The following is an 18,880-nucleotide window of genomic DNA, read 5'->3' as shown; positions in this document are numbered from 1 at the left end:
TATTATTTTTAGCTAAAATATTGTTTTTAAACCTAAAACGCAACACAACTCATGATTACAGATCTTTCTCTTTTGTATTGTTGTGGATAACAAATATTTTATATGAAATATAAAAAGCAATCAAACTCGCTATGAAACTTATTTTAAGAGAATACAATCTAAAACTAAAACATACTTTTACCATTTCAAGAGAATCTATTGATTTTCAGCCTTCACTGATTGTCGAACTCAAAAGTGATGGCTTTTCGGGTTTTGGAGAAGCCACTTCGAATCCGTATTACAAAACAACGGTTCCGGTAATGATGCAGGATTTAGAAAAAATCAGAACTGTTATTGAAACTACAGATAATGAAACTCCCCATATTTTTTGGGCAAAAATCTATCCTTATTTAAAAGGCGATATGTTTGCTTTATGCGCTTTAGATTTAGCTTATAATGATTTATATGCTCGTAAAAAAGGCAAGAAATTATATGAATTATGGAATTATAATATCGCAAATAATCCGCTTACTGATTATACGATCGGAATTGCTTCTATAGACAAAATGGTTTCGAAAATGCAGGAACTTCCGTGGCCTATCTACAAAATCAAACTGGGAACGAAAGAAGATCTTGCGATTGTAAAAGAACTCCGCAAACACACGAATGCTATTTTTAGGATCGACGCCAATTGTGGCTGGGGTGTTGAGGAAACGATTAATAATGCGATTGAACTAAAAAAATTAGGCGTAGAATTTTTGGAACAACCCATGAAAGCTGATAATTGGGAAGCGCATAAAGAAGTTTTCAAACACTCAGTTTTACCTGTAATTGCTGATGAAAGCTGTATTATCGAAGAAGATGTTGCCAAATGTTTCAACCATTTTCATGGTGTAAATGTAAAATTGGTAAAATGTGGCGGATTAACTCCGGGAAAACGTATGATCGAAGAAGCTAAAAAACTCGGTTTAAAAACAATGGTGGGTTGTATGACGGAATCAACGGTGGGAATTTCTGCCATTGCACATTTATTACCTCAACTAGATTATGTTGATATGGATGGTGCTTTGCTTTTAGCCGAAGATATTGCAACCGGCGTAACAATAAAAGATGGTGTTATTCATTATTCTGACCTTAACGGAACGGGAGTTACCTTAATCTAAACGTTATGAATGTCAATCAGTTTCCGGATAGAATTATCGAAATCGATCACGAAGAATATTTGTATTTTGGAGGAACGGCTTATTTGGGATTACCAACAAATAAGGAATTTCAGGAATTGGTGATTAAAAACATACGAAAATGGGGAACTACTTACGGGAGTTCCAGAAGTGCCAATATAAATCTAACGGCTTATGAGAGCGGCGAAACTTTCTTAGCCACACATATAAAATCAGAAAGCGCCGTTACAGTTTCGTCCGGAATGCTCGCCGGCAAATTAGTAATTGATATACTGAATAAAAGCACGGATCGATTTTTCCATTTTTCAGATATTCATACTGCCATCAAAACGAATAGTTTACCGTTGTTTATAAACGAGAAAATAAACCCGAGATTACTGGATTCTCAACCGGAAAGAATTACAATTCTGACTGATGGAGTTCCGTCTTTCCAAACCCGGGCAGTTGATTTATCAATGCTGGCAGCAATTCCTAATCATAAAGAAATTACACTTCTTATTGATGAATCGCATTCGTTTGGAATTTTAGGCAGAGATGGCTGTGGAATTTATTCACAAATCGATCTTCCCATCAAAAAAAAAATCATGATTTCGTCCTTGGGGAAAGCATTTGGCTTAAACGGTGGCGTTATTGCAAGCGATGCTTCTTTTATCAACCAAATAAAAGAACAAGACACTTTTGTTTCTGCTGCTGGAATGAATCCTGCTTTTGTCCAGACTCTGGCCGATGCTTCAGTTCTTTACAAAAATCAACATCAAAAATTGATTGAAAACCTGAATTATATTGATCAAAAGTTAATCAAAAATGACACTATCAAATTTGACAAAACCTATCCTTTAATTTATTTAGAAAATGACAATCTAATCGAAATATTAAAAGAAAATAAGATTATTATAGCCAATTTCAAATATCAGAAAAATGCTAACAACCTAAATCGAATAGTGATTACCGCCAATCATCTTCACGAAGATTTAGATAAATTAGTAAATATCTTAAACAATTCTAATTTTAAGTAAAAGCAAAAAAAGTTGCCACGAATTACACTAATTTTCACGAATTGCATTGCGCGTAAATTTCAATTAGTAAAAATTCGTGTAATTCGTGGCAAAAAAACCAGGCACAACTGAATAAATTGTAATCAAATTAGTTTTAAAACGTACCTTTGTAGAAAATAAGTGCATAGTTTGTTATCACGCGAAAGAGCAATCTTCGTTGTTTGCTCACATTGCGAAGATTCCTCTATTATATGAATGACAAAGATTGGGGAACTTGAAACTTGAAACAATTGAAATTAAAAAACAAAAAATGACAAATAACGATATCCTAAAAAAACTTCGCGTGGCTTTGATGCTCCGTGACGACCAAATAGTTGAAATTTTAGAATTAGTAGATTTTAGAATTACAAAATCAGAATTGGGAGCTTTTTTTAGAGCCGAAGATCATGAAAATTACATGGAATGTGGCGATCAGGTTTTACGTAATTTCTTAAACGGATTGGTAATTCATTTAAGAGGAACGAAAGAAAATCCTAAAAACCCAAACGATGTTTTAGCAAAACATAAAGCAGAGATTCCTAAAAAAGACAGTACGAAAGAAAGACCTGAATTTAAAGCTAGTGCAAAAGATGCTGAAAAAGGAAGAGGCGATAAAGCACCTTCTAAATCAGGACCTGCAGCTAAAAAACCTTTCAAGAAGAATAACACTAAAACTGCTCCTAAAGTACAGGTTGTAGAAAAAGTGATTTACAAAAACGGTAAGAATAAAAAATAATTAACCGCAAAGGTCGCAAGGTTTTACGCAAAGTTCGCAAAGTTTTTATTGATAAAGCTTTGCGAACTTTGCGTTTATCAGCATAAGTCCGAGATAAAAACTTGGCGTACTTTGCGGTTAAATAAAATTAATGATTAGGTTTTCTTTATATCTTATTCTGATCAATTCGATCAAAAAAAGCATCTTTAAAAGTCGCTCCAATTGGCAATTCTTTTGCATTAATAAAAACCGAAAAACTATCCGTAGATTCTATTTGTTTTAAGGCAACGATAAATGACTTATGGATTTGAATAAAATCTTTTTCAGGCAATGATTCAATTACATTTTTTAAAGACGAATGGGTGATAATTTGTTGTTTATGAGTATGGATACAAACATAATTCTGAAGACTTTCTATGTATAAAATTTCTTCTAAAAACAACTTCTGAAATTTGTTTTTTCCGTCTGTTTTTATGAAAATAAAATCAGATGAATTATTCATTACAACTTCTGTTTTAGGGTCGGAATTCAGCTTCGAAACGGCCTGATAGAAACGTTCAAAAGCAATTGGTTTCAATAAATAATCAATAGCATTTAATTCAAATCCTTCTAATGCAAAATCAGGATAAGCCGTTGTAAAAATGACCTTAATATCTTTAGAAATTATCCTTGAAATCTGTAAACCTGTTAATTGCGGCATTTGAATGTCTAAAAAAATAACATCAACGCTTTGTGTATTCAGAAACTCTAATGCTTTTAATGAATCATTGAAAACTCCCACCTTTTCCAGAAAAGATACTTTTTCGATGTAATTCTCGAGAATGCGGGTTGCTGGCGGTTCATCATCAACAATGATACATTTAAAGGTCATAAATTATTTTTTTAGTGGTATTTTCAAATAGGTTTTAAAGGTATTATTTTCTGCTGTTTTTTCGAGTATAAATTGATCTTTATAAGTAAACTCTAATCGTTTGGTCAGGTTTTCAAAACCAATTCCGGTCGACGAATAATTCTCTCCTCCCACATTATAATTAAAAGTTAAAAGTTCTAAAAAACCTTCTTTTATTTTGATCAGAATAATGGCTTTTTCATCGGGATTATTAAGTTTTGCATGTTTAAAAACATTTTCGATAAAATGTATTAATGCCGAAGAAAGGATTTTTTCAGTCGAAAAATTTCCTTCAATTTCAAAATCTAAATAAAGCTGATCTTCAAATCGTTTTTGCTGCAAATGAATATAATTTTGTAGAAACTGAATTTCTTTAGAGAGCAATACCTCCTCTTTTTCTGTCTCTGTAATGACATAACGAAGTAAATCTGACAATACTAAAATATCTGATGCCATTTTATCATCTTTCAGAATCAACTGACTGTAGAAGGAATTAAGTGTATTAAACAAAAAATGCGGGCTTACTTGTGACTTTAGCATTTGAAGCTGTGCTTTTTTATTTTCTAATACTAATTGCTGATTTTGCTTGTAGGTATTTTGAAATTGCCAAAATAAGTAACTCACAGCACTTAAAATAACAGATGGCAATCCAAAGAAAAAGTTGTCACGGATGTAATAGGTTATTTCTCGCGCTTTCTCTCCATAATTATGAATTCCTGTAATTTCAAAAATAACAACTTCTTGCAAAAAATAGCGTACGCCGGCAAAAATCACTAATGAAACCGGAATACTCAATAAATACAAAAAAGCTTTCTTTTTATTTAAAAACCAATTACAAAAGGTATAGAAATTCAGAATATAAACAACGAAAATAGACAGAAAGAAACCGATATTAAATGCAAAATACAAACTACTAAAAACGGAATCTAACCCACGATTGTTAACTCCTATATCCCACAGATAAAGAAGTATAAATAGCCCTAAAAAAAGAAGAACATGATAATAAAACGGGATTTTTGACTTCATAATGATGTTGTTATTATTTCAAAAATACAACTATGACTTTACATGAATACTATATTTATATAAAATGGTCATTTCCTTGGATGAACTATCCAAAATAGTACACGAAATTTTTTACCAGCCAATTATCATTGTTTGCAATCCGGAATGTGGTGTTCATCAAAAACTAAAAATCCAACTGAAAAGCTGCTCTACATTTGTCATGAATTTAAAACAATCATCATGAAAAAAATCGCTTTACTATTAGTTTTTACAATTGTATTCAACACCGTTTCTGCTCAACAAAAAAAGAAACAAATCTTACTGCTTGGAACTTTCCATTTTGAAAATCCCGGGCTTGATGTTGCCAAAATCAATACCTTTAATGTAATGACAGACAAGAGCCAGAAAGAGCTTGAAAACATTACCAATAAAATCAAAAAATTTGGTCCTGATAAAATTTTTGTAGAATGGAATTATCAAAAACAGGACAAACTGGATAAATTCTATAACAAAAACACGGATAGTTTACTCCATAAAAATGCCAGCGAAATTGTACAAGTTGCATTAAGATCGGCTAAAAAATTAGAACACAAAAAGCTATACGGAATTGATTATAAAGACACTGACTTTCCTTATGATAGTTTAGTAAAGGGAATAGAAGCAGCCAATCAGTTTGACCTGATTAAAAAAAATGAAGAGTCAATGAAACATTATGAAACAGATCAAAATAAAAAAATTGCTAAATACAATTTAACTGAACTTCTTCTAGATATTAATACAAAAGCGTCCAATGAAGATAATATTGGCTGGTATCTCGAAACGGCGAATAAAGGCGGTAAAACAGATAATTTTGTGGGTGCTTTTTTAGTTTCAGAATGGTACAGAAGAAATCTTTATATGTATGCTCTAATCCAGAAACTAACAGAAAGCAAAGACGATAAAATAATGGTTTTATTGGGAGCGGGACATACGGCCATGTTGAGAGAATTTGTTGCACATGATCCCGAATTTGAAATTATAGAATTGGCAACCGTTTTGAAATAGTTACGAATCTAACCACAAAGAAAGCAAGGGTTTACGCAAAGTTTTATTAATAAAGCTTTGCGGATTTTATGCCTTAAAAAAGTATAATAATAAATTCCGTTGTAAAATATAGCCCGTGGTTTCAACCACGGAGACACAATGTATATCACAATCCGCATATCACAATTTGTATATCCCGTAGCGTCCCCGTGGTTGAAACCACGGGCTATGTTCTCAAAAATCGCCAAGCTTTATCAAGTATAGCTTTGCGAACTCTGCGTTTATAAAGATCCTTATAATTAAAAATCCTTGCGATCTTTGCGGTTAAATCCTCACCAGTTAAAATGACTCCAAAAAAAAAATCCCTCCGATGATCGGAGGGATTTTCTATATAATTGATTTCTTATTTGATTAAGAAAGTGCAGCTTTAACCTGATCAGCAGCTTCTTGAAATTGAGTAGCTGATAAAATTGGCATACCTGAATTGTCAATTAATTCTTTTGCAATTTCAGCATTTGTTCCTTGCAAACGAACGATAATTGGCACTTTAATAGCATCACCCATATTTTTGTAAGCGTCAACAACTCCTTGCGCCACACGGTCACAACGAACGATTCCTCCAAAAATATTGATCAAAATTGCTTTTACGTTAGGATCTTTTAAGATAATACGGAAAGCAGTTTCAACACGTTTTGCATCAGCAGTTCCACCAACATCTAAGAAGTTAGCAGGCTCAAAACCAGCGTATTTAATTAAATCCATAGTTGCCATTGCAAGACCTGCTCCATTTACCATACATCCTACAGTACCGTCAAGATCTACATAGTTCAATCCTACTTCTTTAGCTTCAACTTCGATTGGGTTCTCCTCACGGATATCTCTCATCTCAGCATATTTTGGTTGTCTGTATAAAGCATTATCATCGATATTTACTTTAGCATCAACAGCCATAATTTTATTGTCTGAAGTTTTCAAAACCGGGTTGATTTCAAACATAGAAGCATCAGAACCAATGTAAGCATTGTATAATGAGTCGATGAATTTCACCATTTCTTTGAAAGCATTTCCAGAAAGACCTAAGTTAAAAGCAATTCTTCTTGCTTGAAAACCTTGTAATCCAACAGAAGGATCAACTTCTTCAGTAAAAATTAAATGAGGAGTGTGTTCAGCAACTTCTTCAATATCCATTCCACCTTCAGTAGAATACATAATCATGTTACGACCAGTAGCTCTATTCAATAAAACAGAAACATAAAATTCAGAAGTTTCACTTTCACCAGGATAGTAAACATCTTCTGCTACTAAAATTTTGTTTACTTTTTTACCTTCAGCAGAAGTTTGAGGTGTAATCAATTGCATTCCGATGATTTGTTCAGCAATTTCTTCAACTTGTTGCAAGTTTTTAGCTAGCTTAACTCCACCACCTTTTCCACGACCACCTGCGTGAATTTGCGCTTTTATTACGTGCCATCCTGTACCAGTCTCGGCAGTTAATTGTTTTGCAGCAGCCACAGCTTCGACTGCATTGTTAGCCACAATTCCGCGTTGAATGCGTACTCCGTAACTCGCTAAAATTTCTTTTCCTTGATATTCGTGTATGTTCATAATATAGAATTTGTCTGGTTCTGAATTTATTTCAGAATAAAAGTGCGACAAAAGTAGCAAAATTCAACTGAATAGTAAAATCTTTTTCAATTAAAAAACGTGTGAGATATTTGCAAAACGTTTATTCTTTTTCAATACCAAGAAATAGTTAACAAAACAATTTGTTAATATTAACGGAAAACCACTAAAACGTTTGATATTTAACAAATACATCACTGTATTCATTAGGCTTACGGCGATTTTTCTTAATATATTCTAACAGCCGTTGTCATTTTATCATTTCGCAATGGTTAATATAATATTATTATCAATTAAGAAGCGTTTTTCTAGTATTACAATAAAAATGTAAGTCAAATTACAATTCCAATACATTATATTTAACGAAATCTTTATTTTTGTAGAAAAAATATCAAGAATGAAAGTTAAAGAACAAGGGCTTTATTTGCCTGAATTTGAACACGACAATTGTGGTGCAGGATTTATTTGTAATCTGAATGGTATTAAATCAAACGATATTATTCACAAAGCATTGGATATCTTAATAAAATTGGAACATCGTGGTGCCGTTAGTTCTGATGGAAGAACTGGAGACGGAGCTGGAATTTTATTCGATATCCCACACGCTTTCTTTAAAAAAGTATGTGATTTTGAAATCCCTGAAACACGTGAGTATGCAGTAGGAATGGTGTTTTTACCAAAAAGCAAAAACCAGGTTTCTTTTTGCATCAACGCTTTTGAATCGACTATTAAGGATCAAAACTTAAAAGTTCTGGGTTGGAGAGATGTACCTGTTGAAGTGGAGAATTTAGGGCAGATTGCCGCAGAAAAAGAACCAACAGTTAAACAGGTTTTTGTTAGCAAAAACGGTCAGGATTTAACTGAAAACGAATTTAATGCAAAACTTTTTGCAGCTAGAAAAATTGCTGAACATGCCATAAGAGGATCAAAAACCTCTGAAAGTCACATGTTTTATTTCTCTAGTTTATCGACAACGACCATAATATACAAAGGTTTATTGATGCCGGAAGACATCAGCCGTTATTATGTTGACTTAAAAGATCCCGATTTAGTGACTCGTCTGGCGTTAGTGCACCAACGTTTCTCTACTAATACTTTCCCTTCATGGGAACTAGCACAACCATTTAGATATATGTGTCATAATGGTGAAATCAATACGCTTCGTGGAAACGTAAGCCGTATGCGTGCTCGTGAAGAATTGATGGAAAGCAAAATTTTCGGAAATGATATCAAAAAGTTATTCCCAATTATCTTAGAAGGAAAATCAGATTCTGCTTCTATGGATATGGTGGTAGAACTTTTATTAATGACAGGCCGTTCATTGCCTGAGGCGATGATGATGGTAGTTCCTGAAGCTTGGGAAAAACACCAGACAATGTCTCCTGAAAAAAGAGCGTTCTACGAATTCAACTCTTGTATCATGGAACCTTGGGATGGTCCTGCTTCTATTCCGTTTACAGATGGTAACGTAATTGGGGCTTTGTTAGACCGTAACGGTTTGCGTCCTTCTCGTTATACATTGACAAAAAGTGGTTTTGTGATCATGTCATCAGAAATTGGTGTACTTGATGTAGAACCGGAAGATGTAGTACAACACGGTCGTTTAGAGCCAGGAAAAATGTTCCTTGTAGACATGAACGAAGGTCGTATTATTGAAGACGAAGAAATTAAAAAAGCAATTGTAACAAAACGTCCTTACCAGGAATGGATTGATGAAAACTTGTTGCAATTATCTAAAATACCATATACCAATAATCCTACTCCTGTTGAGAAACTTGATTTTCTAACAAGACAAAAATTATTTGGTTATACAATTGAAGACTTAAAAACTATCATTAACCCAATGGGAGCTCAGGGCGCTGAAGCCATTAGCTCTATGGGTAACGATACGCCATTGGCAGTTTTATCAGATCAGCCTCAATTGTTGTACAACTATTTCAAACAATTATTTGCTCAGGTTACCAACCCGCCTTTGGATGGTATTCGTGAAGAAATCATTACCGATATCAGTTTAGCAATTGGTGGAGATTTTAATATTTTTGAAATTGAATCAAAACAATGTAAAAAACTAAAAATCCAGAATCCGGTTATCTCGAATGAGGATTTAGATAAAATCAGAAACATTGATCACGCAGATTTCAAATCGGCTACAATTTCTACTTTATATAAAATAGAAAAAGGAGTTAACGGTTTAGAACGCGCGCTTGAAAAATGTGTTCAGGCAACTTTTAAAGCGGTTTCTGAAGGATGTAATATCATTATTTTATCTGACAGAGGTGTAAGTGAAGAATTGGCTCCAATACCAATGCTATTGGCTTGTTCTTATATCCATCACTCTTTGAATATTTTACAGGTTCGTTCTAAATTCGGAATCATAATCGAATCTGCTGAACCACGTGAACCTCATCATTTTGCTTTATTATTCGGATATGGTGCAAGTGCGATCAATCCTTATATGGTAAACGAGATCATTCACGATCAGGTTAACCAGGGACATATTACAGGAGTAAAAGCAGATTATGCTATAGTAAATTACAACAAAGCAATTGCAAAAGGTATCCTTAAAATCATGAATAAAATTGGTATCTCTACTTTACATTCGTACAGAGCTGCTCAAATTTTCGAGATTTTAGGTTTAAACAAAACCTTCACTAACAAATACTTCCCATTTACCCCTTCAAGAATCGAAGGAATTGGTTTGATGGAAGTAGAAAAAGAAGTAAAAAAACGTTTCCAAAAAGCATTTCCAAATTCTAAAATTGCAGGTTTATTGCCTTTAGAAATTGGAGGAATTTACAGATGGAGACGTGGTGGAGAAAAACATATGTTTAACCCAACCACTATTGCAAAATTACAACAGGCCGTTCGTTTGAATAGCCCTGAAAGTTATAAAGAATACTCGGACATGGTCAATGAGCAGAGCTCAAACTTAATGACTATTAGAGGTTTATTCGAATTCAACAATTTAGATCCAATTTCTATTGATGAAGTAGAACCTTGGACAGAAATTGTAAAAAAATTCAAAACGGGTGCGATGTCTTACGGATCTATCAGTAGAGAAGCACACGAGAATTTAGCGATTGCAATGAACAGAATTGGCGGAAAAAGTAATTCTGGAGAAGGAGGAGAAGATCCTAAACGTTTCCAGAAAGAAATCAACGGAGATTCAAGAAACAGTGCAATCAAACAAGTGGCATCGGGACGTTTTGGTGTTTCGATCAACTATTTGACAAACGCTAAAGAAATCCAGATTAAAATGGCTCAGGGTGCAAAACCCGGAGAAGGTGGTCAATTACCTGGAGAAAAAGTAGTGCCTTGGATTGCTGAAACAAGAAACTCTACACCATATGTAGGTTTGATTTCGCCTCCGCCTCACCACGATATTTACTCTATTGAGGATTTATCTCAGTTGATTTTTGACTTAAAAAATGCCAATCGTGAAGCACGTGTAAACGTAAAATTAGTTTCTGAAGTTGGAGTTGGAACCATCGCTGCCGGTGTTGCAAAAGCAAAAGCTGACGTAATCCTGATTTCAGGTTATGACGGAGGAACTGGTGCTGCACCATTAACTTCTTTACAACACACAGGTATTCCGTGGGAACTTGGCTTAGCCGAAGCACAACAAACTCTGATCTTAAATGATTTAAGAAGCCGTGTGGTTCTGGAATGTGACGGACAATTGAAAACGGGTCGTGATGTTGCTATCGCTGCATTATTGGGAGCCGAAGAATTTGGTTTTGCTACTGCACCGCTTGTTGCATCAGGATGTATCATGATGAGAGCTTGTCACTTAAATACTTGCCCGGTTGGTATTGCAACTCAGGATCCTGAATTGAGAAAAAATTTCAAAGGAACTCCGGAGCACGTTATCAACTTCATGTATTTTATTGCTGAAGAGTTAAGAGGAATCATGGCGCAATTAGGTTTCAGAACCTTAAAAGAAATGGTGGGTCAGTCACAAAAATTAAATGTGAACAAAGCGATCAAACATTATAAAGCAAATGGTTTAGATTTATCATCGATTCTATACAAACCGGAAAAAGCTAAAACAGTTCCAAATCACAATACAACTGAACAAGATCACAATCTTGAAAACGTATTGGATTTCGAAATTATCAAAGAAGCTATTCCTTCTATTTATAGAAAAGAGAAAACAAGAGTTACATTTAAAATTAAAAATACAGACCGTTCTGTAGGTGCTATTTTGAGTAATGAAATCTCAAAAATATATGGCGCACAAGGTTTACCTGAAGACACTATTTTAGTTGATTTTGAAGGTTCTGCCGGACAAAGTTTTGGTGCTTTTGCAACAAACGGATTGTCGTTTAAAATTCACGGAAACTGTAATGATTATTTAGGAAAAGGATTGTCCGGAGGAAAATTGATTATCAAAGTCCCTCCTACTGCAACTTTCAAACCTGAAGAAAATATCATTATTGGTAACGTTGCCCTTTACGGAGCTATTACCGGAGAGGCTTATATTAATGGAATGGCTGGTGAGCGTTTTGGCGTGAGAAATTCTGGAGCAACCGCAGTTGTTGAAGGAATTGGAGATCACGGATGCGAATACATGACCGGTGGTACAGTGGTTGTTTTAGGAAAAACAGGAAGAAACTTCGCAGCTGGTATGAGCGGTGGTGTAGCTTATGTCTACGACCCTAAACAACAATTTGATGCGACATTATGCAACATGGAAATGGTTGCTTTTGATCCTGTCGAAGAAGAAGATGTGACTAAATTGAGAAAACTAATCAAAAATCACTCTTTGTATACCAACAGTCCATTAGCAAAAAGAATTTTAGCAGACTGGGAAAATGAACAAAACAATTTCGTGAAAGTAATGCCAACTGATTACAAGAAAGCATTACAACGAATTGCAGAAGAGAAAAAAATAGAAGAATTAATTGCGGGTTAAATGATTTTAGAATTCTGATTTTAGATTTTCGATTATTGAAATTTTGACCACAAAGCTTTGCGAACTTAAAACACTCAAAAAAGCAAAAACAAAGACCTTGGGCTCTTTGCGGTTAAAAAAATTGGAATTTGGAATTTAAAAAATTGGAATTTAAAATTGATCATTTAAATTTTAATCAAAATGTCATGGGTAAAATAGGCGGATTTAAAGAATATAACAGAGCCGACGAAAGTAATTTAGCAGTTGTAGAACGTGTTTCGAACTACAGCGAATTTACAATACCGTTAGCAGAAGATAAGAAAAAAGAACAAGGTTCAAGATGTATGGATTGTGGTATTCCTTTTTGCCACAGTGCTTGTCCGTTAGGAAATTTAATTCCTGACTTCAACGACATGGTACATCAGGAAGAATGGCAGAGTGCATTAAATATTTTGCAGTCTACTAATAACTTTCCGGAGTTTACAGGTCGATTATGCCCTGCTCCATGTGAGAAATCATGTGTATTAGGAATCATCAAAGAACCGGTTGCTATCGAAAACATCGAGAAAAACATCATCGAAAGAGGTTTTGCTGAAGGATGGATCAAACCACAAGCACCAAAAACCAGAACAGGAAAAACCGTAGCCGTTATTGGTTCAGGTCCTGCAGGTTTGGCAGCAGCTCAACAATTAAACAGAGCCGGTCACACGGTAACTGTTTTTGAAAGAGACAATGCTATTGGAGGTTTATTGCGTTACGGAATTCCGAATTTCAAATTAGAAAAAGGAATCATCGACAGACGTGTTTTAATTCTTGAAGCTGAAGGAATCACTTTTAAAACGAATGTAAATGTTGGTGTTAACTTTAGCGTAGAAGAACTAAATGCTTTTGATTCTATCGTATTATGCGGTGGAGCAACCGAAAGAAGAAGTTTGCCAACTAAAGGAATCGAAAGCAAAGGCGTTGTTCAGGCAATGGATTTCCTTACTCAACAAACAAAAGTTTTATACGGAGAATCGATTCCGGACCAGGTTAAAGCAACTGGAAAAGATGTAATTGTAATTGGTGGTGGTGACACTGGATCTGACTGCGTTGGAACATCAAACAGACACGGAGCAAAATCAGTAACTAATTTTGAAATTTTGCCAAAACCTCCGGTTGGAAGAAGCGAATCTACGCCTTGGCCTTTCTGGCCTTTGCAGTTGAAAACGTCTTCATCTCACGAAGAAGGTTGCAGCAGAAACTGGTTAATAAATACTAAAGAATTCATTTCTAACGACAAAGGAGAATTAACAGGATTAAAAACCGTTGAAGTTCAATGGAAAATGACTCCTGGTCAACGTCCTGAATTAATCGAAAAAGAAGGTTCAGAGAAAATCTGGCCGTGTGATCTCGCCTTATTGGCTTTAGGATTTACAGGTCCGGAGAAAACTTTAAGCGAGCAATTAGGTATTGAACTTGACATGAGAAGCAACTATCAGGCAAAAAATTATCAAACGAATGTACCTCATATTTTCACTGCCGGAGATATGCGTCGTGGACAATCATTAATCGTATGGGCTATTTCAGAAGGTCGCGAAGCAGCAAGAGAAGTAGATTTGTTCTTAATGGGCTCTACTAACTTGCCAACCAAAGGAAACGGAGACTTACCAAGTCTATAATTTTTTAAGGTTCTGAGATACTAAGTTGCTAAGGGACTACGTTTTTTACTTTCTTAAATCTTTAGAACATCAAAAAAATTATAACGTCTTTATTCTTATAAACAACACACAACAAAAAGCCTTGACTAACGTCAGGGCTTTTTAGGTTTAAAGACCAAGAGAAACAAAGGAACAAAGATTTAAAAAACCCAAAAATCTTAATGCATAGCCCGAGGTTTCAACTTTGGAAAACGTATTGTAATCATATATTGCGTTCCCAAGGTTGAAACCTCGGGCTATGGTTTTGAAAAATTTTGAAAAAATATCCTAAATAAAAATTTCGCGAAAATTGGTGTAATTCGTGGCAAAAAACAGCAAACATTCAACAATCTATGCGAAAAACTTAGTACCCAAGGTTAAAACTTCGGGCCATGGTTTTGAAAAGTTCTGAAAAAACAACCAAAATAAAAATTAGCGAAAATTGGTGTAATTCGTGGCAAAAAAAGCAAACATTCGACAAACTATGCAAAAAACTTAGTTCCAAAGGTTGAAACCTCGGGCTATGGTTTTGCAAAGTTTTGAAAAAACAACCAAAATAAAAATTAGCGAAAATTCGTGAAATTCGTGGCAAAAAAAAGCAAGCATTCGACAATCTATGCAAAAAACTTAGTAACTTAGAACCTTAGCAACTTAGAGGCTAAAAAGAATTTTATAAAAATCTAAAATAAACGACTTTTTGTTTAAAAACAAACAATTTGTTACAATTTGTTATTTTTCTACAATTAATTTGTCGTTAGTCAAAAGTGTAATAACTTTGCTTAAAATAAGTTAAAAAAATGCAAGCAAAAGATTTACTGCAGTTAGCAGACCAATTTGGAAGTCCATTATATGTTTATGATGCCGAAAAAATCCAATCACAGTACAATAGGTTAACTAAAGCTTTCTCTAAGGTAGAAAACTTAAGAGTTAATTACGCCATGAAGGCATTGTCAAACGTTGCGATTCTTCAGTTATTAAAGAACATGGGGTCTGGTTTAGATACTGTATCAATTCAAGAAGTTTTATTGGGACTTCATGCTGGCTATGAACCTGAAAAAATCTTTTTTACACCAAACGGAGTTTCTCTTGAAGAGATCGAAGAAGTTGCCGCAATGGGTGTACAAATCAATATTGACAACTTATCTATTCTGGAGCAATTCGGGACAAAATATCCACAAATTCCGGTATGTATTCGTATCAATCCGCACGTAATGGCGGGAGGAAATGCAAATATATCAGTAGGACATATCGATAGTAAATTCGGAATCTCTGTTCACCAAATTCCGCATATATTACGAATTGTAGAGAACACAAAAATGAGCATCGTAGGTATTCACATGCACACAGGATCTGATATTCTTGATATCGAAGTATTCTTGTATGCTGCTGAAATCTTGTTTGATACCGCAAAACACTTCAAAGATCTTGAATTTTTAGATTTCGGAAGCGGATTCAAAGTACCTTACAAAAAAGACGATATCGAAACTGACATTGAAGAATTAGGTAAAAAATTATCAAAAAGATTCAACTCTTTCTGTACAGAATATGGTAGAGATTTAACGTTGATTTTCGAACCAGGGAAATTCCTCGTGAGCGAAGCAGGTTTCTTCTTAGCAAAAGTAAACGTAGTAAAACAAACAACTTCAACAGTTTTCGCCGGAGTCGATAGTGGTTTCAACCACTTAATTCGTCCTATGTTTTACGGTTCACAACACCATATCGAAAATATCTCTAACCCAAAAGGAAAAGAGCGTTTTTACTCTGTAGTAGGATACATTTGTGAGACTGATACGTTTGCCAACAACCGTAGAATTTCAGAAATTACTGAGGGTGATATTCTTGCTTTCAGAAATGCCGGTGCATACTGTTTCTCCATGGCATCAAACTACAATTCAAGATACAAACCAGCCGAAGTTTTATGGATGGACGGAAAAGGAATCTTAATTCGCCAACACGAAACATTCGAAGATTTGCTTAAAAATCAAATTCCGTTGCCACAAGAAGTTGCTGCAACAGTTTAAAATAAAAAAAAGAGAATATCAATTGTAGAAATCCCGTTTCATTTTGAAGCGGGATTTTTTTATTTTAGATTGCTGCTTTTATATTTTAGATTGGCAAACGCATGTCAGGCTGAGCGAAGTCGAAGCCCCGCCAAGCAAATCGCCAATACTGAACGCAGATGACGCGGATTTGCTTTGCAAAAACGCGGATTAAAAAGGATTTTTATCATGATATTCCAGACTCAACTTTATCAGACTGGACTGAAGTCCAGCCTTACAAAATAATACGTTCCTCCGGAACTTTTTTAGAGAACCGGAGGTTCGGGACATATTGAAGCGAGGGATTTTAATCCCTTGAAGCGCAAAGTAACCCCAAAGTTTGTCATTTCGACCGAAGGGAGAAATCACATCCAATATCCCGTAATCAGAATCCTCAATCTTTGTCAAGTTTCTTGTGTGATCTCTCCTTCGTCGAGATGACAAGATTGCGGATTCTGATAGAATTATTGATACAGAAATAGTTAATCCTCATTCAAAAATCTCTTAACTTAATGACATTGCAGGCTAACCTGCTAATATTTTTTTTCTCTACAAAAACTCAAATAAAAAAACTATTTTAGCAAGCCCAACTAAACCTTAAACCCATGAAAATTACGATTCCCCTATCGCTATTATTTCTGTTACTTACTACCAATATATTCAGTCAAACCATTGCTGATCTAAAACTAAAACCAAAAGAAATCCCTAAAACATATACTTCAAACGACGGTAATATTTGTGTTACTCCTGCCGCTTGTAATTTTTATACTGATATTGAAACCTATAGCACCATTGTTGGAACTTTAAAAAGTAAAGCGATTCAAAGTTTTAAAAGTAAAACCGATCGTGGATCTATCATGTATTTTGAATTTGAACACACTTTTAAAGGGGATAGATTTCTGCAAGGTTTGCTTTGGGGAAAAGACGGTCAGCCAACAGATGAACATCCCGAAGAATATCTTGCAAAAGGAAGATTTCTCGTAATCTGGAGTTTTCATCCGGACAGTGTTCTTAAAGAAAAATCAGAAACTAAAATAGAGACGATTTTAAAATAACTAAATACTACACAACAAATGGAAAAAATTGCTACGAAACCAAATCTTCGAAAAAGAATATTTGCGGGATTAATTGACTATTCGCTAATGTCTGGAATGCTATATATTATGTTCGTCTATTATGGAGAAAAAACTTTAACAGGATACAAACTAGAAGGATTTCCTGCATTAACAACATAATTAATTTGGGGTTTTTATATGATTGGATTCGAATTAAAATTTGGAGGCACTCTTGGTAATCTGGTATTTGATTTAAAAGTTGTTTCCATACGGGATAACAACACTTCAAGTTTAACTTTTGGACAATCCTTTAAAAGACATTTGGTAGATATATTAGACATTTGGTTTTTTGGACTACTGGGAATATTATTGATAAAAAACACAAAATACAATCAAAGACTTGGAGATTTGTGGGCGAAAACAATTGTCATTGATTCTACAGATAGTGAGCAATTTTATAAACGTTTTGTTTAAACTCGAATTTATATCATTTAAATAACAAAAACCGTTTTTTAAATCTACCTTAATTACAGCTTCATTTTTAATTCGTAATTTCGTCAAATTAAAAAAAACATCAAAATGAAACCACAAATAAGAATCCTAATTTACTCCATTCTATTTTTTCTATACCTTTCTACAACTTCACTTTTACTTTCGTTAGGCGAAGTATTAAAAACAGATCCGTATATCACTTTAGGCTGTGGTTTTGCAGTTCTGAACCTGATGTATACTTTCTTCGCCCTCAAGTGGACACTGTTCCTAAATATAATTTGTTCTATTGCTATTGCTGCTTTAAGTTTATTTTTGGCTGTACAATTTGCAAATTTACATCTGCTTGTCAATTATGATCCTTATTTAGTAAAAACAGCAATATTTACAAATGCTATTTTATCTATTTTGTTTTGGGAAATTGTATATCAGATAAAAAGTAGACTAGAATTAAAGTAAAAGCGCTTTATAAATCAATTTCAATGAAGCAAATTCTTCTATCGTTTATATTCCTTTCCTTTATTTCCTGTATCAAGCAAAAGAAGAATGATGCAAATATAAAAACAGCATCTAAAACCGAAATAACATCCGAAAACAAAGCTTCTAAAACAGAAAAAACGGTTCTCGATACTACCAAAAAAATAGATCTTGGCTACGCTGACAAGTACGAAAAACTTCCGAGATTAGCTGTAGACACTATTACCGAAACAGAATTTAACCAACTTAAATCATTTGCTTCTTTAGAAAAAGTCAAAACTGAAAAAAATGGCAATTTTTTCTATATTCAAACTGAACATACAAAACACCAATTTAAAAAATACAAAGATTACGGCGGAGAAGAAAGCTGGAGCGGCTATGATTTATTAGGATATTATACAAACTTGAAATTGTTTGCGATTACCAACAGCTCCACATCTGAATCTCTGGGATTTGGAGAACTCTTTTTATTAGATGATACTAATGATTATGAATACAATATTGTTTCATTTGGCGATAGAAGGGTAGAGTTACCAATTCCGTCTGTAAATAATAAATATCTAGTTTATTATTACAACTCTGCTTACGAAAGTCAAAATTGTGATATTGGAATATTAAAAATAAATGATAAAAAAAATCCAAAAACGTATCTAACAGAGACTGCGACTTATCACTCAGATGAATTTAAAATAGAAAAAATCATCTGGAAAACAGACCATGTTTTCTATATAAAAGGTTACAAAGAAGTTGATCGTCAAAAGTTATATTCCTACCATAAATTAGCTATTAAATAATAAT

General features: G+C 34.1%; 15 protein-coding genes. 12 read left to right on the top strand and 3 right to left on the bottom strand.

The window, feature by feature from the left end; genetic code table 11:
* The first annotated feature begins 131 nt into the window (after window positions 1–131).
* From QLQ94_RS11310 to QLQ94_RS11300, 3 genes are all read left to right on the top strand, one after another.
* Complete coding sequence (locus tag QLQ94_RS11310) at window positions 132–1,142, top strand: dipeptide epimerase (RefSeq protein WP_271335442.1); 1,011 nt, start codon at window positions 132–134, stop codon at window positions 1,140–1,142.
* A gap of 5 nt (window positions 1,143–1,147) precedes the next feature.
* Window positions 1,148–2,176 (top strand): aminotransferase class I/II-fold pyridoxal phosphate-dependent enzyme, encoded by a 1,029-nt coding sequence (locus QLQ94_RS11305; RefSeq protein ID WP_271335443.1) that lies wholly within the window; start codon window positions 1,148–1,150, stop codon window positions 2,174–2,176.
* 289 nt (window positions 2,177–2,465) lie between these two features.
* On the top strand, window positions 2,466–2,930 hold the full coding sequence (locus QLQ94_RS11300; protein ID WP_271335444.1) for a DUF1456 family protein: 465 nt from the start codon (window positions 2,466–2,468) through the stop codon (window positions 2,928–2,930).
* 145 nt (window positions 2,931–3,075) lie between these two features.
* Here QLQ94_RS11300 and QLQ94_RS11295 read toward each other — a convergent pair whose 3' ends face one another.
* Complete coding sequence (locus QLQ94_RS11295; protein WP_271335445.1) at window positions 3,076–3,780, bottom strand: LytR/AlgR family response regulator transcription factor; 705 nt, start codon at window positions 3,778–3,780, stop codon at window positions 3,076–3,078.
* A gap of 3 nt (window positions 3,781–3,783) precedes the next feature.
* A complete protein-coding gene (locus tag QLQ94_RS11290) occupies window positions 3,784–4,824 on the bottom strand; it encodes a sensor histidine kinase (RefSeq protein ID WP_482499789.1) in 1,041 nt (346 codons plus the stop codon).
* A gap of 219 nt (window positions 4,825–5,043) precedes the next feature.
* On the opposite strand from QLQ94_RS11290, the gene QLQ94_RS11285 reads away from it, so the two are divergent.
* A complete protein-coding gene (locus tag QLQ94_RS11285; RefSeq protein WP_271335447.1) occupies window positions 5,044–5,847 on the top strand; it encodes a DUF5694 domain-containing protein in 804 nt (267 codons plus the stop codon).
* Window positions 5,848–6,237: 390 nt separating this feature from the next.
* Here the strand turns inward: QLQ94_RS11285 and sucC are convergent, their stop codons facing one another.
* On the bottom strand, window positions 6,238–7,431 hold the full coding sequence (gene sucC, locus QLQ94_RS11280) for an ADP-forming succinate--CoA ligase subunit beta (RefSeq protein ID WP_271335448.1): 1,194 nt from the start codon (window positions 7,429–7,431) through the stop codon (window positions 6,238–6,240).
* 415 nt (window positions 7,432–7,846) lie between these two features.
* Here sucC and gltB point away from each other — a divergent pair, with 415 nt between their 5' ends.
* From gltB to QLQ94_RS11240, 8 genes are all read left to right on the top strand, one after another.
* Window positions 7,847–12,364 (top strand): glutamate synthase large subunit, encoded by a 4,518-nt coding sequence (gltB, locus tag QLQ94_RS11275; RefSeq protein WP_271335449.1) that lies wholly within the window; start codon window positions 7,847–7,849, stop codon window positions 12,362–12,364.
* 185 nt (window positions 12,365–12,549) lie between these two features.
* Window positions 12,550–14,004, top strand: coding sequence for a glutamate synthase subunit beta (locus QLQ94_RS11270; RefSeq protein ID WP_271335450.1), 1,455 nt, complete (start codon window positions 12,550–12,552; stop codon window positions 14,002–14,004).
* 815 nt (window positions 14,005–14,819) lie between these two features.
* Window positions 14,820–16,043, top strand: coding sequence for a diaminopimelate decarboxylase (lysA, locus tag QLQ94_RS11265; RefSeq protein ID WP_271335451.1), 1,224 nt, complete (start codon window positions 14,820–14,822; stop codon window positions 16,041–16,043).
* A gap of 623 nt (window positions 16,044–16,666) precedes the next feature.
* A complete protein-coding gene (locus tag QLQ94_RS11260) occupies window positions 16,667–17,116 on the top strand; it encodes a hypothetical protein (RefSeq protein WP_271335452.1) in 450 nt (149 codons plus the stop codon).
* Window positions 17,117–17,134: 18 nt separating this feature from the next.
* Window positions 17,135–17,296 carry a hypothetical protein gene (locus tag QLQ94_RS11255; protein ID WP_271335453.1) on the top strand — a complete coding sequence of 54 codons (162 nt, stop codon included), beginning with the start codon at window positions 17,135–17,137 and terminating at the stop codon, window positions 17,294–17,296.
* 3 nt (window positions 17,297–17,299) lie between these two features.
* Window positions 17,300–17,590, top strand: a complete 291-nt coding sequence (locus QLQ94_RS11250) for an RDD family protein (RefSeq protein WP_271335533.1) — start codon at window positions 17,300–17,302, stop codon at window positions 17,588–17,590.
* A gap of 105 nt (window positions 17,591–17,695) precedes the next feature.
* Window positions 17,696–18,064 (top strand): hypothetical protein, encoded by a 369-nt coding sequence (locus QLQ94_RS11245; RefSeq protein ID WP_271335454.1) that lies wholly within the window; start codon window positions 17,696–17,698, stop codon window positions 18,062–18,064.
* Between the two features lie 23 nt (window positions 18,065–18,087).
* The gene (locus QLQ94_RS11240) at window positions 18,088–18,876 is read left to right on the top strand and encodes a hypothetical protein (RefSeq protein WP_271335455.1); all 789 of its coding nucleotides are present in this window, start codon (window positions 18,088–18,090) and stop codon (window positions 18,874–18,876) included.
* The last annotated feature ends 4 nt before the right edge of the window (window positions 18,877–18,880 follow it).

This window comes from Flavobacterium sp. B114r (genome assembly GCF_056824125.1).
This window is presented reverse-complemented; position numbering and strand designations above follow the sequence as displayed.